The sequence below is a fragment of the Achromobacter sp. genome (assembly GCF_036567245.1).
Lineage (GTDB): Bacteria > Pseudomonadota > Gammaproteobacteria > Burkholderiales > Burkholderiaceae_B > Achromobacter.
In genome coordinates, this window is sequence record NZ_DATCUY010000097.1 from 1 (window position 1) to 20,852 (window position 20,852).

At 66.4% G+C, this 20,852-nt stretch carries 17 protein-coding genes; 11 read left to right on the top strand and 6 right to left on the bottom strand.

What is annotated here, in order from left to right; all coding sequences use genetic code 11:
- Positions 1-1,150 (top strand): AMP-binding protein (locus tag VIR09_RS04040; protein WP_332011703.1); only part of this gene is annotated, 1,150 nt, incomplete at its 5' end.
- Positions 1,151-1,204: 54 nt separating this feature from the next.
- The gene (locus tag VIR09_RS04045) at positions 1,205-2,191 is read left to right on the top strand and encodes a tripartite tricarboxylate transporter substrate binding protein (protein ID WP_332011704.1); all 987 of its coding nucleotides are present in this window, start codon (positions 1,205-1,207) and stop codon (positions 2,189-2,191) included.
- A 71-nt stretch (positions 2,192-2,262) separates the two neighbouring features.
- Here the strand turns inward: VIR09_RS04045 and VIR09_RS04050 are convergent, their stop codons facing one another.
- Positions 2,263-3,099, bottom strand: a complete 837-nt coding sequence (locus VIR09_RS04050; RefSeq protein ID WP_332011705.1) for a FadR/GntR family transcriptional regulator — start codon at positions 3,097-3,099, stop codon at positions 2,263-2,265.
- 321 nt (positions 3,100-3,420) lie between these two features.
- Here VIR09_RS04050 and VIR09_RS04055 point away from each other — a divergent pair, with 321 nt between their 5' ends.
- The 8 genes from VIR09_RS04055 to VIR09_RS04090 all read left to right on the top strand — a co-directional run bounded on the left by VIR09_RS04055 (position 3,421) and on the right by VIR09_RS04090 (position 13,327).
- Positions 3,421-4,620 carry an ABC transporter substrate-binding protein gene (locus VIR09_RS04055; protein ID WP_332011706.1) on the top strand — a complete coding sequence of 400 codons (1,200 nt, stop codon included), beginning with the start codon at positions 3,421-3,423 and terminating at the stop codon, positions 4,618-4,620.
- An 89-nt stretch (positions 4,621-4,709) separates the two neighbouring features.
- Complete coding sequence (locus tag VIR09_RS04060; RefSeq protein WP_332011707.1) at positions 4,710-5,567, top strand: branched-chain amino acid ABC transporter permease; 858 nt, start codon at positions 4,710-4,712, stop codon at positions 5,565-5,567.
- Positions 5,567-6,556, top strand: a complete 990-nt coding sequence (locus tag VIR09_RS04065) for a branched-chain amino acid ABC transporter permease (protein ID WP_332011708.1) — start codon at positions 5,567-5,569, stop codon at positions 6,554-6,556. Before VIR09_RS04060 ends, VIR09_RS04065 begins: the two co-directional genes overlap by 1 nt.
- Entirely contained in the window at positions 6,553-7,332 is a 780-nt protein-coding gene (locus VIR09_RS04070; protein ID WP_332011709.1) for an ABC transporter ATP-binding protein, read from the top strand. Before VIR09_RS04065 ends, VIR09_RS04070 begins: the two co-directional genes overlap by 4 nt.
- Positions 7,329-8,027 (top strand): ABC transporter ATP-binding protein, encoded by a 699-nt coding sequence (locus VIR09_RS04075; protein WP_332011710.1) that lies wholly within the window; start codon positions 7,329-7,331, stop codon positions 8,025-8,027. The genes VIR09_RS04070 and VIR09_RS04075 overlap by 4 nt, the downstream gene beginning before the upstream one ends.
- Positions 8,028-8,074: 47 nt before the next feature.
- Entirely contained in the window at positions 8,075-9,358 is a 1,284-nt protein-coding gene (locus tag VIR09_RS04080; RefSeq protein ID WP_332011711.1) for a Zn-dependent hydrolase, read from the top strand.
- On the top strand, positions 9,355-10,860 hold the full coding sequence (locus VIR09_RS04085) for a M81 family metallopeptidase (protein ID WP_332011712.1): 1,506 nt from the start codon (positions 9,355-9,357) through the stop codon (positions 10,858-10,860). The genes VIR09_RS04080 and VIR09_RS04085 overlap by 4 nt, the downstream gene beginning before the upstream one ends.
- A 262-nt stretch (positions 10,861-11,122) precedes the next feature.
- Positions 11,123-13,327, top strand: a complete 2,205-nt coding sequence (locus VIR09_RS04090; protein ID WP_332011713.1) for a TonB-dependent receptor — start codon at positions 11,123-11,125, stop codon at positions 13,325-13,327.
- 13 nt (positions 13,328-13,340) lie between these two features.
- On the opposite strand, the gene VIR09_RS04095 is transcribed toward VIR09_RS04090, so the two are convergent.
- The 3 genes from VIR09_RS04095 to VIR09_RS04105 form a co-directional block, all read right to left on the bottom strand.
- Positions 13,341-13,940 carry a hypothetical protein gene (locus tag VIR09_RS04095; protein ID WP_332011714.1) on the bottom strand — a complete coding sequence of 200 codons (600 nt, stop codon included), beginning with the start codon at positions 13,938-13,940 and terminating at the stop codon, positions 13,341-13,343.
- Between the two features lie 214 nt (positions 13,941-14,154).
- Positions 14,155-16,746: a bifunctional aconitate hydratase 2/2-methylisocitrate dehydratase gene (acnB, locus tag VIR09_RS04100; protein WP_332011715.1), complete on the bottom strand. Its 2,592-nt coding sequence runs from the start codon at positions 16,744-16,746 to the stop codon at positions 14,155-14,157.
- 203 nt (positions 16,747-16,949) lie between these two features.
- The gene (locus VIR09_RS04105) at positions 16,950-18,581 is read right to left on the bottom strand and encodes an FxLYD domain-containing protein (RefSeq protein ID WP_332011716.1); all 1,632 of its coding nucleotides are present in this window, start codon (positions 18,579-18,581) and stop codon (positions 16,950-16,952) included.
- 298 nt (positions 18,582-18,879) lie between these two features.
- On the opposite strand from VIR09_RS04105, the gene VIR09_RS04110 reads away from it, so the two are divergent.
- On the top strand, positions 18,880-19,644 hold the full coding sequence (locus VIR09_RS04110; protein ID WP_332011717.1) for a TSUP family transporter: 765 nt from the start codon (positions 18,880-18,882) through the stop codon (positions 19,642-19,644).
- A gap of 31 nt (positions 19,645-19,675) precedes the next feature.
- Here the strand turns inward: VIR09_RS04110 and VIR09_RS04115 are convergent, their stop codons facing one another.
- Together VIR09_RS04115 and VIR09_RS04120 are read right to left on the bottom strand one after the other, a co-directional pair.
- Positions 19,676-20,116 carry a CBS domain-containing protein gene (locus VIR09_RS04115; protein ID WP_332011718.1) on the bottom strand — a complete coding sequence of 147 codons (441 nt, stop codon included), beginning with the start codon at positions 20,114-20,116 and terminating at the stop codon, positions 19,676-19,678.
- A gap of 81 nt (positions 20,117-20,197) precedes the next feature.
- Positions 20,198-20,852 (bottom strand): LysR family substrate-binding domain-containing protein (locus VIR09_RS04120; RefSeq protein ID WP_332011719.1); only part of this gene is annotated, 655 nt, incomplete at its 5' end.

The window sequence follows — 20,852 nt, forward strand, 5'->3', positions numbered from 1 at the left end:
CGGGCATGCGGACTACGACGGCTGGCGCGACAGCCAGCAGCCCTACGACGGCCCGCGCGTGGCGCCGCGCGGCCACATGGCCTATACCTCCGGCACCACCGGCCGGCCCAAGGGCGTGGTGCGCGCACCGTTTCCGCTGGAACACCTGGCACGCCATCAGGAACAGGTCGAAGCGGTGGTGGAAGCGGCCTACGGCCTGCGCCCGGGCTCGCGCGCCTTGCTGCCGGCGCCGATCTACCACAGCGCGCCCAGCGTGTACGCGCAGGTGGCCTTGCGGGTGTGCGAGACCTTTGTGCTGACCGACAGGTTCGACCCCGTGGAGGTCCTGCGCCTGATCGAAGCGCATCGCATCGATACGGTCTACCTGGTGCCCATCATGTACGTGCGCCTGCTGAAGCTGGACGCCGCCACGCGCGCCGCCTACGACCTGTCGTCGCTGCGCTTCGTGGCCTCGACCGGCGCGCCCTGCGCGCCGGAGATCAAGCGCGCCATGATCGAATGGCTGGGCCCCGTCATCCATGAAACCTATGCTTCCAGCGAGGCCGGGATGGTCACGGTGATCGATTCGCACGAAGCGCTCGCCCGCCCCGGCAGCGCCGGCCGGCCGGTCGGCGGCGCGCAAATCAGGATCTATGCCGAGGACGGGTCGCCCTGCGCGGCGGGCGAAATCGGGCGGATCCACGTGCGCCAGCCGGCCTACGCCGACTTCACCTATCGCAACAACCCGCAGGCCCGCGCCGAAGTCGAGAAGGACGGGCTCATTGGCCTGGGCGACCTGGGCTATCTGGATGCCGACGGCTACCTGTACGTGTGCGACCGCGAATCGGACCTGGTGATCTCGGGCGGCGTGAACATCTATCCCGCCGAGATCGAGCACCAGTTGATGCAGTATCCGGGCGTGGCGGATTGCGCCGTGTTCGGCGTGCCCGATGACGAATACGGAGAGCGGCTGATGGCGCTGGTGCAGCCTGCGGCGGGCGCGTCGCCCGAGCCCGAGGCCCTGACGCAATGGCTGACGCAACGGCTCGCGCGCTACAAGGTGCCGCGCGAACTGCAGCTGCGCGCGGAACTGCCGCGCGACGACAACGGCAAGATCGCCAAGCGCAGGCTGCGCGCCGAATTCTGGGCGGGCAGGCAGCGCAAGGTATAGCGGAGCGCGGCGCACGGCCGCGACAACAAGAGCACGATAGCTCGGGAGACAAGCATGGCATACAGACTGAACCACAGGCTGCGTCGCATCGCGGCCGCAACGATCTTCGCGCTCGCCGGCCCTGCCGCCGCGCTGGCGGCCTTTCCGGACAAGCCAGTCAAACTGGTCGTGCCGTACACGCCTGGAGGATCCGCCGACCAATTGTCGCGGGTGCTGGCCGAGGGCATGTCGCGCGACCTCGGGCAGCCCGTGGTCGTAGAGAACAAGCCCGGCGCCAACACCATGATCGCCGCCACCCAGGTAGCGAGATCCGCGCCCGACGGCTACACGGTTTTTCTCGCCAGCAATGCCAGCATGGTGCTCAATCCCATGCTTTACCAGCGCATCGCCTATGACGCCGCGCGCGACTTCCGCGTGCTCGGCATCGCCGCTGAATTGCCGCTGGTGGTAGTGGCCAACAACGAGGTGCCGGCCGGCACGCTGGCCGAGTTCGTCACCTATGCCAAGGCGCAGCCTGGCAAGCTGAACTACGCCTCCGTGGGCATCGGCAATCCGCTGCAGCTGGCGACCGAACTGCTGAAATCGCGCACCGGCATGGACGTGGCGCATATCCCGTACAACGGCAGCGCGCCCGCGTTGACCTCGCTGATGGGCAACGACACCCAACTCATGGTGGACGTGGTCAGCACGTCGCTGCCGCTGGTGCGGGAACGCAAGATCAAGGCGCTGGCCGTCACGACCGGGGAACGGCTGGCCGTGCTGCCGGAGGTGCCGACCGTGGCGGAAAGCGGCTTTCCGGGATTCCGCGCCGCGACCTGGTTCGGCCTGGCCGTGCCGCGCGCCGTGCCGCAGGCCGAGGCGCAGCGCCTGCAGGCGGCGTTGGACAAGGTGCTGAAGGATCCGGCGTTCCGCGGCCGCTTCGAACCGCTGGGCCTGGTGATCCAGGCGCCGCGCAGCCAGGCCGACGTCGACGCCTATGTGCAGGAAGACCGCCAGCGCTGGGGCGCGGTGATCGAGGCCAATCACATCAAGCTGGACTGAGGCGGCTACGGCTGCGGGGGCGTGAGCCCGGCTGATTCACGCCTGAGGGCCGGCGCAAGCGGCCGGCGCCCTCAGGCCTTCTTGCCGCCGCTGCGGCGCGCCTTGCGCGTGACGTTGCGCCGCGACATCTCCGAGTCCAGGATCAGCCGGCCCTCGAGCTTGCCATGCATGCGCTTGACCGAGCGCATCGCGTCCTGCATGTGCTCGCTCATCAGAGTGCGCACTTTCTCCACGTCGCGCTCGCGCGCCGCCACCAGGATCTGGCGATGGAAGCCGGTGTTGGCGCTGCCGAAGCGCTGCTGCTCGGATAGCGGCATCTCGTTGTCGAACACCGTCAACTGCCGGATCATTTCGTTGGTCATCTCGCAGCTGAAGCGCAGGAACGGGTTGGGGCAGGCTGCGGCGAAGATGTCGTGGAAATTGATTTCTTCCTGGCGCTGGGCCAGCGGATCGTCCACATGTTCGGCGGACGGATCGCAGCAGGCGATGTTCTCCTCCAGCGCGGCGAAATGCGCCTCCGTCAGGAATGGCACGGCGCTGGCTGCCAGTTCCGGCTCCAGCAGCTTGCGCACCTGGTAGATGTCCTCGATCCGCACTTCCTTGAAGAACAGGTAGTTCTGCATCAGCTGGAAGGTGCGGTCCAGCGGCACCTCGACCACGGTGCCGCCGCCGCCCGGCCCGGTGCTGACCTTCACCAGCCCCTGCACCTCCAGAGACTTGAGCGCTTCGCGCATGGTGCTCTTGCTGACCGAGAACATGCTTTGCAGCTCGCTCTCGCGCGGCAGCTTGTCGCCCGGCAACAGATTCTTGGCCGTGATCAGCCGCTTGATCTCCTCGGCGACCAGGTCGCTGCGCTTGGGCGGACTCGAGGCGCCCGCGGCTTGTAGGTCGTGACTGTTGAACGCCATTGCGTTCCTCCGTTGCTGCGTGGTGTGCGCGGGGCTGGCCCCGTGGCGGTACTGCGCGGACCCCGGGTTATACCTGATGCGCCCGCTATTGACAGAGCCGGCTCGCCAAACTGATCATGATAATAATCCTATTTATCATGATAAATAGGATGGTAGTCGCAGTATAGGCACGAAGCGCCAGGACTTGCGAGTACGCCCACGCGGCGGCGGCCCTGGCACGGGAGCTTGGAGCAGACAGAGTCGGAATGGGGACGCGCATGGTGCGCGCCCGACATCGTCAATATGCCGCGGCAGCGCCAGCGGCAGCCAGGGAGAACCATCTTGAATCGCCGCAACCTGCTGAAAATGGCCGCGCTTGGCGCGGTGCCCGGATCGCTATGGGCCGCCCGGTCCGCGTTGGCGCAAGCCGATGCCATCCAGTTCGGGTGTCCGGTGCCCATGTCGGGCGCCTTTGCCGCCAACGGCAAGTACGCCGACCTGGGCATGAAACTGGCGCTGGAGCAGTACGGCCGCGCCCTGGACCGGCCGCTGGCCTATACCGTGCTGGACACCGAGGGCAAGCCGGCCACGGCGGTGCGCAAGGTGCAGGAAATCTCGCAACAGAAGGGCGTCAAGTTCTTCGCCGGCGGCATCCTGTCGTCCGAGGCCCTGGCCATGGGCAAGGAAGTGGAGCGCGCCGGCGGCGTCTTCATCACCACCGCAGGCGCGGACGAAATCACCGGCAAGGACTGCAACCGCGCGACTTTCCGCTGGTCGGTGCCCACCTTCGGCGCCATCGAGCAGACCGTGCGCCCCTTGCTGGAAAAGCTGCCCAACGCCAAGCGCTGGTACACCATCACGCCGCAATACGTGTTCGGCGACGGCTTGCTCGGCGCGGCCAAGGCGATCTTCAAGGAAAAGGGCATCGAGCATGTGGGCAACAGCTACCACTCGCTGACCGAGAAGGAGTTCAGCGGCTACCTCACCAACGCCATGGCCGCCAAGCCGGACGTGCTGCTGATCCTGAACTTCGGCTCGCAGTCGTCGGACACGCTGCGCCAGGCCGTCAGCTTTGGCATGAAGCAGAACTGCACCATCCTGGTGGCCTGGGCGTCGGGCCTGGAACAGTTCGAAGGCCTGGGCGCCGACCTGTGCGAAGGCGTGTATTTCGGCGCGCAGTACTGGCACGGCATCGACTCGCCGCTGAACAAGGAATTGGTGCAGCTGTCCAGGGACAAGACGCGCGCCAATCCCAACTACAGCCTGGCGGGCTCCTACATCTGCACCCGCATCATGCTGGACGCCATCGTCAAGGCCGGCAGCGCCGACCCGGCCAAGGTCATCGCGGTCATGGAGGGCATGGCCTACGAAGGCCTGACCGGCAAGGAGGAAATCCGCAAGGAAGACCACCAGGTCCTGAAGAACTACTACCTGCTCAAGGGCCGCGCCAAGAAGGACATGAAGGACAAGGACGACTACGCCGAGATCGTGCATAGCGGCCGCTCCTTCCTGCCGCCCGGAGAAACCGGCTGCAAGCTGTAGCGCGCCCCTGAGGCGAGCCGCCGCGGACGCGCTGCGTCCGTGGTGGCTGCGCATCCCGCGGCCTTTCGTTTCCTTCTCCGGGCATTCCAATGAACGTCTATCTCCTCCAGATCATCAATGGGATCGGGGTAGGCATGCTGTACTTCCTTCTGGCAGTCGGCCTGTCCATCGTCTTCGGTCTGTTGCGCTTCGTGAACTTCGCCCACGGGGCGTTCTATCTGCTGGGCGCCTACTTTTGCTTCCAGGCCATCCAGTGGGGCCTGAATTTCTGGCTGGCGCTGGCCATCGTGCCGCTGCTGGTGGGCGCGTTCGCCTGGGTGGCTGAAAAAGTGCTGCTGCGCCACGTCTACGCGCAGGCGCACGAATTCCACATCCTGATCACCGTGGGCCTGGCGCTGGTGCTGCAGGAACTGGTCATCGTGATCTGGGGGCCGATAGGCGACAACGTCGCCGCGCCGTCCGCGCTGCAAGGCGTGGTCATGTGGGGCAGCTTCATCTATCCCAAGTACCGCCTGTTCGTGATCGGCTTCACCGCGGTCTTCTCGCTGCTGCTCTGGTACGTGCTGGAAGGCACACGGCTGGGCAGCGCGGTGCGCGCCGGCAGCGAATCCACCGAGATGGTGTCCATGCTGGGCATCAACGTGTTCCGCATGTTCAGCCTGGTGTTCGCGCTGGGCGCGGCGACCGCGGCCCTGGCTGGCGTGCTGGCCGCGCCGATCCGCGGCGTCGAGCCCTTCATGGGGATCGAAGCGCTAGGCATCGCCTTCGTCATCGTGGTGGTGGGCGGCATGGGCAGCTTCTTTGGCGCGCTGGTCGGCGGCCTCTTGATCGGCGTGGTGCAGAGCGTGATGAGCACGCTGTGGCCGGAAGGCGCGCGGCTGATGATCTATGTGGCGATGGCGGCGGTGCTGCTGCTGCGTCCGCACGGCCTGATGGGGAGAGGATGATGACGCGATTGAAATCGCATGCCCAGTTGCTGCTGGCGCTGGCCGTGGTCCTGCTGCTGCCGCTGTGCATGCAGTCGGGTTCGCTGGCCACGGAAGTGCTGATCTATTCCCTGGCGGTGCTCGGCTGCAACCTGCTGCTGGGATTCACCGGCTTGCTGTCGTTCGGCCAAGGCATCTTCTTCGGCCTGGGCAGCTACGCCGTCGGCATCCTGCTGACGCGTACCGGCCTGCCCATGCCCCTGGCGCTGCTGGCTGCGATGGCGGTGGGCGCATTGGGCGCGACGCTGGTGGGCTGGTTCGCGATCCGCCAGCGTGGCACCTACTTCGTGATGCTGACGCTGGCCTTCGCGCAGATGTTCTACTTCCTGGCATACAGCCTGCCCGACCTGACCGGAGGCGACAACGGCCTGCTGGACGTGCCGCGTCCGGCATTCTCCGTCGCGGGCATGGAACTCATGCCGCTGGCGACGCCCTGGCAGTTCTATGCCTTCGTGGCGGTGTGCTTCCTGGCGGTGTTTTGGCTGCTGCTGCGCGTGACCAACTCGGTATTCGGGCGCACTCTGCTTGCGATCCGCGACAACGAGGCGCGCGCCATGGCGGTCGGCTACAACGTGCGCCTGTTCAAGTTGGCGGCCTTCGCCATCTCCGGCGCCGTGACGGCGCTGGCCGGCGCCTTCCTGGCGATGATGACCGGCATCGCGCCGCTGTCCAGCATCGAATACCACAGCAGCGAGATGATCTTGGTCATGACCGTCATCGGCGGTACCGGCAACCTGTTTGCCTCGGTGTTGGGCGCGGCATTCTATGTGCTGTTCGCGGACTGGCTCTCCACGTTGTGGCCGCGCTGGCTGATGCTGCTGGGCTTCCTGCTGATAGCTGTCAGCCTGTTCATGCAGAAGGGCTTGTGGGGGCTGGGAGTACGCATCTGGCTGGCGCTGCGGCGCAAGCCTGCCGGCGCAGAGCAGGCCGCCAAGGAGGGCAGCGCATGAACCAGGAAAATTCCGCGCCGCTGCTGAAAGCCAGCGGCATCGTCAAGCGCTTCGGCAAATTCGTGGCGCTGCATGGGGTGGACTTGCAGGTGCGGCCGCGCACGGTGCATTCGGTGATCGGGCCGAACGGCGCCGGCAAGACCACGCTGTTCCACATCCTGACGGGCACGCTGCGCACCAGCGAAGGCAGCATCGTGTTCGACGGCCAGGACGTCACGCAGGAGGCCGACTTCCAGCGCGTGCAGCGCGGCATCGCGCGCTCGTTCCAGGTCACCAGCCTGTTCGCCAACCTGTCGGTGCGTGAAAACCTGCGGCTGGCGGCGCAGGGCGCGCATCGCGCCGGCGCCTTCGATTGCTGGCATCCGCCCACTGGTCAGCGGGCGCAGCGCGAGGTCGTCGACGCGGCGTTGGAACGGCTGGGCTTGTCGCGGCTGGCGGAGATTGCGGCGGGGGCGCTGTCGCACGGCCAGCAGCGGCGCCTGGAAGTGGGCATGGCGCTGGCGGCCAGGCCGCGCGCCATCTTCCTGGACGAACCCACTTCCGGCATGGGGGTGGACGACCTGGAGGAAATGAAACGGTTGATCCGCAGCCTGCGCGACGACCACACGGTGGTGCTGATCGAGCACAACATGAACATCGTGATGGACATCTCCGACACGATCACGGTGATGCAGCAGGGCCGCGTGCTGGTCGAGGGCGCGCCCGACGCGATCCGCAGCGACGAGCGGGTGCGCGCCGCGTACCTGGGCAACATGATCACGGGAGGCCGGGCATGATGCTGCATGTCGACGCCATACACAGCTATTACGGCAAGAGCCATATCCTGCAAGGCGTATCGATCGAGCTGCCGCAGGGCGAGGTGATCACGCTGCTCGGGCGCAATGGCGCGGGCAAATCGACCACGCTCAAGACCATCGCCGGCGTGATCGCGCCCAAGGGCGGCGCGGTGCGCTATGGCGGGCGCGACATCGCCGGGCTGCCGGCGCACAAGATCGCGTCCATGGGGATCTGCCTGGTGCCCGAGCACCGCGGCATCTTCAAGCTGCTGACGGTTGAGGAAAACCTGAAGCTGGGCATGCGCCGCGATTCGCCCTGGCAGCTGGAAGACATCTACCGCATCTTTCCGCGCCTGAAGGAGCGGCGCAGGAACGGCGGCGGCCAGTTGTCGGGCGGTGAACAGCAGATGCTGGCCATCGGCCGCGCGCTCATGAACCATCCGCGCGTGCTGATGCTGGACGAGCCGGTCGAGGGCCTGGCGCCGGTGATCGTCGAGGAGATCGTGGCGCAGATCAAGTCCATCAAGCAGGCCGGCGTCACCATCCTGCTGGTGGAGCAGAACCTGGAGGTCTGCACCCAACTGGCCGACCGCCATTTCATCATCGAGCAGGGATCCATCGTCTACCAGGGCAGCAACCAGGCCTTCATGGCGGACGAGAACGTGAAGGACCGTTATCTGGGCGTGGGCGTGTAGGGACCGTCCGCGGGGCGCAACATGAAGCAAGGATTCAAGGAAACACCATGGAAATGAACACACTGGAGGCCGTCAGCGGCATCCGCATCGACGGCAGCCGCCTCTGGAACTCGCTGATGGAGCTGGCCCGCATCGGCGCCACCGACAAGGGCGGCGTGTGCCGGCTGGCGTTGAGCGACCTGGACCGGCAGGGTCGCGACCTGGTCTGCGCCTGGGCTCGCGAGTTGGGTTGCAGCGTTCGAGTGGATGCCATCGGCAACATCTTCATGCGCCGCGCCGGCCTGCGCGATGATCTGCCCGCCGTGATGACCGGCAGCCATATCGACACTCAGCCCACTGGCGGCAAATTCGACGGCAACTACGGCGTACTCGCCGGCCTTGAAGTCCTGCGCACCCTGCACCAGCGCGGCATCGCCGCCGAGGCGCCGATGGAAGTGGTGGTGTGGACCAACGAGGAGGGCTCGCGCTTCGTACCCGTGATGATGGGCTCGGGCGTGTACGCCGGCGCCTTCACACTGGAACACGCGCTGGCGGCGCAGGACCGCGACGGCGTCAGCGTGGACGAAGCGCTGCGCGCCATCGGCTACGCCGGCCCGGAAGCGGCCCGGCCGGGGACGGTCGGCGCCTACTTCGAGGCGCACATCGAGCAAGGTCCCATCCTGGAGGACCGGGGCATTACCATCGGCGCGGTGCAGGGCGCCTTGGGCCAGCGCTGGTACGACGTCACCATTACCGGCCAGGAGGCGCATGCCGGACCCACGCCCATGGAACTGCGCCGCGACGCTTTGCTGACGGCGTCCAGGTTGGTGCTGGAGGTCAACCGCATTGCGCTGGAGCATGCGCCGCATGGCCGCGGCACGGTGGGCTGCATCGATAGCTTTCCGAATTCGCGCAACGTGATTCCGGGCCGCGTGGCGCTGACCGTGGACCTGCGCGCGGCCGACGACGCCACGCTGGACAGCATGGCCGCGGCGTTCGCGCGCGTCTGCGGCGAACTGGCCGAGCCTGGCCGATTTCAGGTCGAAAGCAAGGAGGTGGTGTACTTCCCGCCGCAGCCCTTCGAGCCCCGGCTGGTGCAGGCGATTCGCGACGGCGCCAGCACGCTGGGCCTGGATTCGCTGGACGTGATCAGCGGCGCAGGGCATGACGCGGTCTATATGGCGCGGGTGGCGCCGACCGCCATGATCTTCGTGCCATGCAAGGATGGCATCAGCCACAATGAAATCGAGGACGCGCAGCCCGAGCACCTGGAGGCGGGCTGCAATGTACTGCTGCACGCCATGCTGCGCTGCTGCGGCCGTATCCAGTTCGCGGAAGGGGGCGTGCAATGAAGGTGCTGATTGCGCGTCTGAATCACGAGACCAATACCTTCTCACCCGTGCCCACGCCGCTGTCCGCCTTCGGCAACGGCGGTCCGGCCTACGATGCGGCAGCCTACGAAGAGAACAAGGGCAAGCGCACGGCGATGTCGGCGTTCATAGACCTGGCCGAAGCGCGCGGCGCCGAGCTGGTCACGCCGGTTTCGGCCACCGCCTATCCCAGCGGCCGCGTCGATGGGCAGGCCTATGCCGAATTGTGCGGCCGTATCGTCGCCGCTGCGCCGGGCTGCGATGTCATCCTGCTGGACCTGCATGGCGCCATGGCGGTGGAGACCACCGACGACGGCGAGGGCGACTTGCTCGAACGGCTGCGCGCCGCCGCGCCTGGCGCGCCGATCGCGGTGGCGCTGGACCTGCACGGCAACGTCACGCAGAAGATGATGGACAACGCCGACGTCATCGTCAGCTTCAAGACCTATCCCCACATCGACATGTACGAAACCGGCGAGCATGCCGGCAGGCTGCTGTTCGCAGGCATCGACGGCAATTGCAAGCCGGTCATGGCGTGGCGCCGCCTGCCCTTGGTGTCGCATTCCCTGCGCAGCAACACGGCCGAAGGAGCCATGCGCGCCGCCGTCGAAGCGGCGCGGCAGGCCGAGGCCGCGGGTGCGCTGGGCGTGTCGGTGCTGGCCGGCTTCGGCCTGGCCGACATCCCTCATCCCTGCGTCAGCGTGGTGGCCGTCGCCGACGGCGACCGCGCAGAGGCAGAGCGCGTGGCGGGCGAGGTCGCCGCCCTGATCTGGGAGCAACGCGACGGCTTCTACTACGACAGCGAGCCGCTGGCCGAGTCGCTGGCGCGCGCCAAGGCGCTGGCCGAGGACGCCAGCAAACCCGTGCTGCTGCTGGACCATGGCGACAACTGCATGAGCGGCGGCACCTGTGACACCCTGGACGTGCTGATGGCCGCGCTGGAAGCGGGGCTGGACGGCATCCAGGCCGGACTGTACTGCGACCCCGAGGCCGTTGCCGAACTGACCCGTGCTGGTGTCGGCGCCACGGTGGAATTGCCGGTGGGCAACAAGCGCGCCATCGGCGAGATCGGCCGCGGCGCGCAGCCCGTCACGTTGCGCGGCACCGTGAGCGCGCTGAGCAATGGCGAATACGTGATCACCGGCCCGACCTATACCGGGCAACTGGCCTGCATGGGCCGCAGCGCGGTGCTGGACATAGGCGCGGCGCAACTGGTGCTGACGGAACAGACCCACGAGCCCTGGGACCTGGGCGTGTTCCAAAGCCTGGGGCTGGACCCGTCCCGCGCCCGTTTCGTGCTGGTGAAGTCGCGGATGTATTGCCGCCCGGTGTTCGTGCCGATCTCCCAGGCGCTGGTCGAATGCGACAGCCCGGGCGTCACCAGTTCCGACTGGTCGCTGTTCGAATTTCGCAGGCGCGCGCGGCCGCTGTACCCGCTGGAACCCATGGCGGCGGCCGACTACGATCCCCGCGCAGGGGCGTAGGGCGGCCGATAGGCTGGAGGGAAGAGGGGGCGCCACGCGCGGCAGCTGTGGCGCCCGGGCAACGGACATTCTCAAACAAAAAGTAACATAAATGAGAATGATTCCTCTTGCCGTAAAATCAGACGCTCAGCATTTCCAGCCCCCCTTGGCGCAGCCGGCCCGGCAAGGCCCCGGCCTTCCGGCATTCCAGACGCATCCGTAGTTCTCTAGTGCGCGCGTGACCCCATCGGGATTTTGCACACATGCCTCTGATCTTCCCGATATGAAAATCCGAACTCTTGCCTGCATGGCCGCCGCGCTGCCGTGCTATCTCCCTGTTGCCCAAGCCCAGTCCAGTGCTGAGCAGGGCGGATCCGTCGTCTCCATGGACGCCATCAAGGTCGAGGCCAGCGCCGATGCCTCGGCCGGCGGTCTGGCCGAACCCTTTGCCGGCGGGCAGGTCGCGCGCGGCGGCCGCGTCGGCCTGCTGGGCACGCAGGACCTGATGGACACGCCGTTCAGCATCACCAGCTACACCAATGAACTGATCCAGGACCGCCAGGCCCGCAGCGTCGGCGACGTGCTGCAGAACGATCCGGGCGTGCGCGTGGCGCGCGGCTTCGGCAACTTCCAGGAGGCGTACTTCATCCGCGGCTTCATCCTGAGTTCGGACGACGTGGCCTATAACGGCCTCTACAGCCTGCTGCCGCGCCAATACATCGCCACCGAACTGTTCGAGCGCGTGGAAGTCCTGCGCGGCGCCTCGACGTTCCTGACCGGCGCCCCGCCCAACGGCGGCGGCATCGGCGGCGTGATCAACCTGGTGCCCAAGCGCGCACCGAACGAACCGCTGACCCGCGTCACCACTGGCGTGTCCAGCGGCGGGCAGTTCCAGCTCTCCACCGATATCGCCCGCCGCTTCGGTCCGGGCGACAGTACCGGCATCCGCTTGAATGCCGCGCAACGCAGCGGCGACACCGGTATTGATGATGAACATTCCCGCACCAGCCTGGTGTCGCTGGGCCTGGACTGGCGCTCGGCCGACACCCGGTTGTCCGCGGACATCGGTTGGCAGGAAAACAAGCTCAAGCGAGCGCGTCCGAACGTGTCCCTCACGGGCCTGAAGGACCATGTGCCGGATGCGCCCGACGCCAGCAGCAATTACGCGCAGCCCTGGTCATACTCCAATGAACGCGACGTATTCGGCACCGTGCGCGCTGAACATGATTTCAGCGACAAGCTGACGGCCTGGGCGGCCTTCGGCATGCGCCGCAGCGATGAGGCAAACTCGCTGGGCAACGTCACGCTGACCAACGCCAACACCGGCGCGGGCAATTTCTACCGTTTCGACAATACCCGCAAGGACAGCGTCAACACGGGAGAACTGGGTCTGCGCGCCAAGGCCCGCACCGGCCCGGTGGGACATGAGTTCGTCGTGTCGGCGGCCTTCTTCGACCTGAAGAAGAAGAACGCCTACGTGATGGACTACAAGAACACCTTCCCCACCAACATCTACGATCCCATTTCGTACGACAAACCCGCATTCAGCGCGGATGCGCTGCGCGGCAATGACCTGGACGATCCGGCTTTGCAGGGCCGTACCCGCACCAGCAGCTACGCCATCGGCGACACCATGTCGTTCCTCGACGACCGGGTGCTGCTGACCCTGGGCGTGCGGCACCAGCGCCTGTCGATGCGCAGCTATGCCTACAACACCGGCAAGGAAAACGGCGCCTACGACCAGAGCCACAATTCGCCGGCCGCAGGCCTGGTGGTCAAGGTGGCGCCGAGCGTGTCGCTGTACGCGAACTACATCGAAGCCCTGGTGGCGGGCGATACGGCGCCGCTGAACGCCAACGGCAGGCCCGTGACCAACGGCGGCGAGAGCCTGTCGCCCTATGTCTCGAAGCAGAAGGAAATCGGCGTCAAGTACGAGGACGACGGCCTGGGCGCGGGACTGGCCCTGTTCTCCACCGACAAGCCGCGTTCCGCGTACACGCCCACCAATACCTTCACGGCATCGGGCAAGGACCGCCACCAGGGCGTGGAACTCACCATGTACGGCGAACCCGTGCAGAGCGTGCGCCTGCTGGGCGGCCTGACCTGGCTGGACGCCAAGCAGCGTTCGACCGGCACCGCCACCCTGGACGGCAACCGCGTGATCGGCGTGCCGCGCTTCCAGGCCAATATGGGCGTGGAGTGGGACATCCCCGGCGTGCCGGGCCTGGCCGTCGACGGCCGGGTGGTCTACACCGGTTCGTCCTACGCGGATGACGCCAACACGCTCAAGGTGCCGGGTTGGACCCGCTTTGACGCGGGCCTGCGCTACCTGATGGACGTGGACGGCCATGTCGTGACCTTGCGCGCCCGCGTGGACAACATCGCCAACCGCAACTATTGGGCGTCGGTGGGCGGGTTCCCCGGCAATGGCTACCTGGTGCTGGGCGGTCCGCGCACCTTCTCGCTCAGCGCGAGCATGGACTTCTGAGTTCAGGCGGCGTTCACCAGAACCAGCCGCCGCGCGTCAGATCCGCCTCGCAGCCCTTGTACTGCGAGGCGAATTTCTGAGCCCTCGCCTGTACCTTCTGCGACACGGTCTTGAGCCACGCCTTGCGGTCATAGCTGCGGTTGCGGTAGCCGGTCCAGCCTTCGTGGTAGTTCAGATACTGGCCATAGGCGTCGGACTTGGACACGCCATTGATGCGCTGGGTCTTGCTCATGTACCAACCCATGAAATCCAGCGCGTCGGCGAAGTCGTCGCGGCTGGAACCCCAGCCTCCCGCGTCCTTCTTGTAGTCGTCCCAGGTTTCGTCCTTGGCCTGGGCGTAGCCGTAGGCGGAACTGACGCGGCCCCAGGGGATGATGCCCAGGAAGTAGTAGCGCGGCGGCACCGCGTCCTGTTTGAAGGAAGACTCCTGGTACATCATGGCCATGGGCACCGGCACCGGCGCGCCCCATTTCTTCTGCACCTTCAAGGCGGCATCGTGCCAGTCCGGTTTTTCGCGAAAGATGGCGCAGATGTTCTCGGGATTCGAGGGCGGCGCGGTGGCGCAGCCGGCAAGCGCCAGCAGTAGCAGGGGCGGCAGCAAAAGCCGGGTCATTGGCGGTCTTTCTCCGGAGATCGGGGACGGGGTTGAGGGGGGAGTGTCACAAGATACCGCGATTGTATGAAAACGTATCGCGGAAAAAGTTCCGTCCCTGAAATTCTCCGGCGAAGGCGGCGGGGCTGCCTTGGACGCAGGCAAAGAAAAACGGCCCCGGAGCGATCCGGGGCCGTCTTGCGGGCGATGCAGCCGGGGCTGCGCAGCCTGACGCTTAGACTTCGATGACGTCAGCCACGTCCTTGTAGTCCGGGATCTTGTCGAAGTTCAGGTACTGGTAGATCTGGTCGCCGCTCTTGTTGATGACGCCCATGTCGGCCATGTACTCGTCCTTGGTCGGGATGCGGCCCAGCTTCGAGCAGATGGCGGCCAGTTCGGCCGAACCCAGGTACACGTTGGTGTTCTTGCCCAGGCGGTTCGGGAAGTTGCGGGTGCTGGTCGACATGACGGTCGCGCCTTCGCGCACCTGGGCCTGGTTGCCCATGCACAGCGAGCAGCCCGGCATTTCCGTACGGGCGCCGGCGGTGCCGAACACGCCGTAGTGGCCTTCCTCGGTCAGTTGCGTGGCGTCCATCTTGGTCGGCGGGGCCACCCACAGCTTGACCGGGATGTCGCGCTTGCCTTCCAGCAGCTTGGAGGCTGCGCGGAAGTGGCCGATGTTGGTCATGCAGCTGCCGATGAACACTTCGTCGATCTTGGCGCCGGCGACTTCCGACAGCGTCTTCACGTCGTCGGGGTCGTTGGGGCAGGCCACGATGGGCTCGTGCACGTCGGCCAGATCGATTTCGATCACGGCGGCGTACTCGGCGTCGGCGTCCGGCTCCAGCAGCTTGGGGTCGGCCAGCCAGGCTTCCATGGCCTTGATGCGGCGGCCCAGGGTGCGCTCGTCTTCGTAGCCGTTGGCGATCATCCACTTCAGCATCACGATGTTGCTGTTGATGTACTCGATGATCGGTTCCTTGTTCAGGAACACCGAGCAGCCGGCGGCCGAGCGTTCGGCGGAAGCGTCCGACAGTTCAAAGGCTTGTTCGACCTTCAGGTCGGGCAGGCCTTCGATTTCCAGGATGCGGCCGGAGAAGATGTTCTTCTTGCCTTGCTTGGCAACCGTCAGCAGGCCTTGCTTGATGGCGTACAGCGGGATCGCGTTGACCAGGTCGCGCAGGGTCACGCCAGGCTGCAGCTTGCCCTTGAAACGCACCAGCACCGATTCCGGCATGTCCAGCGGCATCACGCCGGTGGCGGCGGCAAAGGCGACCAGGCCAGAGCCGGCGGGGAACGAGATGCCGATGGGGAAGCGGGTGTGCGAGTCGCCGCCGGTGCCGACGGTGTCGGGCAGCAGCATGCGGTTCAGCCACGAGTGGATCACGCCGTCGCCCGGACGCAGCGAGACGCCGCCACGGGTGCTGATGAATTCCGGCAGCGTGTGGTGCGTCTTGACGTCCACGGGCTTGGGGTAGGCGGCGGTGTGGCAGAACGACTGCATCACCAGGTCGGCCGAGAAGCCCAGGCAGGCCAGGTCCTTCAGTTCGTCGCGGGTCATGGGGCCGGTGGTGTCCTGGCTGCCGACCGAGGTCATCTTCGGTTCGCAGTAGGTGCCCGGGCGGATGCCCTTGCCTTCCGGCATGCCGCAGGCGCGGCCGACCATCTTCTGGGCCAGGGTGTAGCCCTTGCCGGTATCGGCCGGGTCCTTCGGCAGGCGGAACAGCGTCGAGGCCGGCAGGCCCAGCGCTTCGCGCGCCTTGGCGGTCAGGCCGCGGCCGATGATCAGCGGAATGCGGCCGCCGGCGCGCACTTCGTCGAACAGCACGTCGGACTTCACTTCGAATTCGGCGATGACTTCGCCGTTCTTCAAAGCCTTGCCGTCATAGGGGCGCAGTTCGACCACGTCGCCCATTTCCATCTTGGAAACGTCGAGTTCGATCGGCAGGGCGCCGGCGTCTTCCATGGTGTTGTAGAAGATCGGGGCAATCTTGTTGCCCAGGCACACGCCGCCGAAGCGCTTGTTCGGCACGAAGGGGATGTCTTCGCCGGTGAACCACAGCACCGAGTTGGTGGCCGATTTGCGCGACGAACCCGTGCCGACCACGTCGCCGACGTAGGCGACCAGGTGGCCCTTTTCCTTCAGGGCTTCGATGAACTTGACCGGGCCGCGCTTGCCGTCTTCTTCCGGTTCGAACGCGGCGCCGTCACGCTTGTTCTTCAGCATCGCCAGGGCGTGCATCGGGATGTCGGGGCGGGTGGTGGCGTCGGGAGCCGGCGACAGGTCGTCGGTGTTGGTTTCGCCGGGCACCTTGAAGACGGTGATGGTCAGGCTTTGCGGCAGTTCTGGACGGCTGGTGAACCATTCGGCGTCGGCCCAGCTTTGCATCACGGACTTGGCGTTGGCGTTGCCCTTGTCCGCCTTTTCCTTCACGTCGTGGAAGGCGTCGAACATCAACAGGGTTTTCTTCAGCGCAGCGGCGGCGATGGTGCCGATTTCTGCGTCGTCCAGCAGGTCGACCAGCGGGCCAATGTTGTAGCCGCCCAGCATCGTGCCGAGCAGTTCAGTCGCCTTGGCACGGCTGATCAGCGCACAAGCTTCCTTGCCCAGCGCCACGGCGGCCAGGTACGAAGCCTTGACCTTGGCGGCGTCGTCCACGCCGGCCGGCACACGGTGAGTCAGCAACTCGACCAGGTTCTGCTCTTCGCCAGCGGGCGGGTTCTTGAGCAGTTCGATCAGTTCAGCGGTTTGTTTGGCCGTAAGGGGCAGCGGGGGGATCCCCAGAGCCGCGCGTTCGGCAACGTGTTGGCGGTAATTATCCAGCATGTGAGGCCTGCTCAAAGTCGGGTTGGAAGAAGGGTTGTTGGCCGGATTGTAGAGGGAACAGGGGGGCGCAAGCAAATGTCTTATATCTTATATAAGACTTGGGCTGATAGCTGTTGCTTAAGGGCGACGACGGGGCGGCAGCCCCTGCCGATACGCGCCGGGATGGGGGGGACGGGGCGGGCGCCGCCCCGGGGCGGGACCGCCTAGCGCGGTCCGGCGTCGTACACCACGCCCACCCGGGCGAAGTTGCCGCCGTACTGTTTGACGTCCACCTGGAACGGCGCGCTTTCGTCCGGCTTGAGCTTGGGCAGCCGCAGTTCCTGGAAGACCGCGCCGCTCAGCTTGTCCTGGGCGTCGTACAGGCTGACCCAGACTCTGACGTTTTCCACTTCGGCCTGGCTGTCGTTGCGCACGCGTCCGTGCACGGTCACGTACTTGTAGCGGAAGCGGTAGGTGAAGTTCAGGGTGCCGGTGCCGACCTGGGCCTCGGTGTTCTCGACCGTGACCGCCAGTTTCGGGCGCGGGCCGGGCAGGGCGGCGCGCTTGGCGGGCAGCCAGTCGGTCTTGACCTCGCTGTAGCGGTCGATGCGGCCTGTCAGCGCCACGGGCACCCTTTCTCCGGGGTACAGGCGCGCCGGCAGGCTCCAGGCCTGGCGCACGTCCAGCCGGCGGGATCCGTCGAACAGAGAGATATCCGCCTTCGGCGACAGGACGACGTACTGGTCGCTGGTGTTGACCAGCTCGGCGTACATGACCGGGCGCTCGATCTCGTCGAGCAGGCGGCGCGGCGCGGACAGCTTGAGCGCGCTGGCGTCGAACAGGGCGAAGCCCGGATCCAGCAGTTCCTCGGTGGTCAGGCGCACGTGCTCGATGACCCGCGGGTCGGCCGGGCTGACGCGCACGATGCGGCTAGGCAGTGCTTCTTCCTTGGGGGCGGCGAGCGCGGTGGCCGGGTTTTCACTTTGCACCATGTAGTCGTAGGACGCGACCTGGCCCTCGGCCAGCATCTCGCAGCGCACGTCGAAGGAGGTCAGCGCGTCCGGGGCCAGCGGGCTGGCGGCGCCGTAGCCGTTGCCGGTGCCGATCAGCTTGCCGTCCTCGCCGTACAGCATCACCGTGATCTGGCTGCTGTTGGCCTCGTCGGTGCCGTTGTTCTTCAAGAGGCCGACCAGCCGATAGGCGCCGTCGTTGCGCACCAGTTGCACCTTGCTGGCGGCCACGTCGTTGTTCCTGTCCCGCGCCAGCCTCGGCTGCGAGACCTGCAACGTATAGCGGCTGTAGGCCTGACTGGGCGTGGAGATCGTGACGGGCGTGTATTCGCCCGGCTGCAGCGAGCGCGCCGGCGCCGAGCCGGAATTGGACGGCAGCGACAGTTCGCCCTGGAAGAACGAGGCCGTGACGCGCGGCACGTCGATCTTCTTGCCGGTCTCGTTGCGCATGATCATGACCAGCTGCGTGCGGTCGCGGACCCGGATTTCCTGCACGTCCGTCAGCTTGACCAGCGAGGCGTCGATGGGCGGGGGCGCGGGCGGCTGCCTGATGGTGGTGGAGGGCTTGGAGCCCAGCAGGGACGCGACCAGCGGGACCGCAATCACGGCGGCGACGGCGACTGCCACCGCCGCAATGGCGCGCGGACCGAGCTGCGGCTTGGCAGCCGGCTGCTGCATGCCGCGCAGGATCTTCTCCAGCCGCTGGGCGACGTTGTCTTCGACCAGCGTGACCGCGTGGCAATGGCTGCAGCGGTATTCGTTGGTATCCAGCTTGGTGAATTGGGCGCTGCCGCAAGTCGAGCAGGTCAGGGTCACCGTGTTGATCGTGGTCTGTTTGGGCGTCATTCTCGCAGCCGTGCGCGCGCCGGATCCAGACGGCGCGGCGGATGGCGCGGCGGGAGCAGGACGCAAGGGATTTACTGGGCGGCAAGGATAGCGGCAGGGTGCGCCAGGCATGGTGCACGAGCGCATCCGTTTGTGACAAAGTGTGTGGGCGAGCGTCCCGGTGCTATCATCGCCGGCGCAAAAAACAGATTCGAAAGCAGACCCTTAACGCTGTAGCTGTACCCCGTCGATCCGCTCCCGCGCCGCGCAACGCGCCGCTCCGGGCAGAGCCGAGGCAGGTCAGGCTCTACCCACTAGCATGAGCATTTCCCAATATTTGCTGTTCCTCGCTTGCGTGGCGCTCGCCACCTATGCGCAGACCATGACGGGTTTCGCCTTCGGGCTGGTGCTGTTGGGCCTGTCGGGCGTGTTCCAGCTGGCTTCCGTGTCCGAAGTGGCCAACGTGGTCAGCGTGCTGTCGCTGGTGAACGCGGTCGTGACGCTGGCGCGGGCCAAGCCCCAGGTGAACTGGTCGCTGATGCGGCCCGCCATGGCCAGCAGCCTGGTCGGAGTGGGGGCGGGCGTTGCCGCGCTGGCCTGGATCAGCGGGTCCATGAGCGTATTGCTGCAGCTGCTGTTGGGTTGCACGATCCTCGCTTGCGCGGTGCTGCTGGTGGCGCGCGCACAGCCGCTGGCGAGCGTGTCCTCGCGCGGATCGTTCGTTTTCTTCGGGGCCGTGTCGGGCGTGCTGGGCGGATTGTTTTCCAGCGCGGGGCCGCCCATGGTCTATCACCTGTACCGCCAACCGCTGCCGCTGGCGGCCATCCGCAACAGCCTGCTGATCCTGTTTTCGCTGAACGCCGTCGTGCGGCTGGCGCTGGTGACCGGGCAGGGCGCCTTCATGGCCTCGTCGTTCTGGTTGAGCCTGCTGGCGCTGCCGGTCGTGATCGGCGTGACCTGGGTGGCGCGCCGCTACAGCACGGCAGGCTCGATGCAGACCGTCAAGCGGATGGTGTTCGTGCTGTTGCTGGCGGCCGGCCTGGGACTGATCGTGCCGGCGTTCAAGGTACTCGCGGCCGGCTAGCCGCGAGTCCCGTGGTGCGCAGGACGCGGCGTCAGCCGCGTTCGCCGGTGATGTAGCGTTCGAGTTCGTGGATGATGAACTTCTGTTCGCTCATGACGTCCTTGACCAGGTCGCCGATGGAAAGCAGGCCGATCAGCTTGCCGTCCTCGATGACAGGGAGATGACGGAAATGGCGTTCCGTCATCATCGCCATGCAGTGCTCCCGGGTGTCCGCGCGGCTGACGTAGTACACCGAATCGGTCATGATGTCCCGCACCTTCGTAGTGCGCGAGGAGCGATCCTGCAGCACGATCTTGCGCGCGTAGTCGCGCTCGGTCAGCATGCCCAGCACCGCATCTCCCTGGACCACGACCACGGCCCCGATGCTGCGTTCCGCCATGATTTTGACGGCTTCGAACACCGACGCGTCGGGTGAAACCGTCACGACGGAATGATTGGCTTTTTCCCTGAGTATCTCAGCAACTGTCTTCACGATGCGCTCCCGGATCGCTGGTGAGGATAAAACCCATGCTCCATCCTAAGCCTGGCGGCCGTGTTGCCGCAAGCGGCGCGCTTACTTCGCGGTCTTGTCGCGGAACGCCTGGCTGGCCATTTCGCGCAGATTGCGCGTGGCGCTGCGCTCGGTGGCGGGATTCCACGCCAGGGAAATGCCGATCGATGCATCGGCCGGAAAATCGGCCAGCGTTTTGTAGACGACGTTGGTGCCGGGCAGGCGTCGGCCGCCGGCCGGCACCAGGGCTACGCCCAGACCGCTTTCCACCAGGCTGAGCAGGGTCTGCACCTGCACCGCCTCCTGCGTGATGCGAGGCGTGAAGCCGCGTAGCTGGCAAGCATTGATGGCGGCCATGCGCAGGCCGGCAGCTTCGCTCGCGGTGTACATGATGAAGGGTTCGTCCGCCAGGTCCGCCAGGCGGATGCGGCCGCGCCGCGCCAGCGGATGCGTCTTGGGCACGGCCAGCGCGAAGCTCTCGGTCGTGAGCGGGGCCAGGCGCACGTTCGATCCCATCGCCACCGGCACGCGCACGATGCCGACCTCGAGCGTGTCTTCCTCGAGTTCCTGCATGATGCGTATCGACGTGGCTTCGCGCAGCACCACGGTGACGCCGGGATAGCGCTGCCGGAACGGCGGCAGGATGCGCGGCAGTACGCCGTGGGTGGCCGAGCCCACGAAGCCGATGCGCACGGTGCCGCCTTCGCCCGCGGCTCCG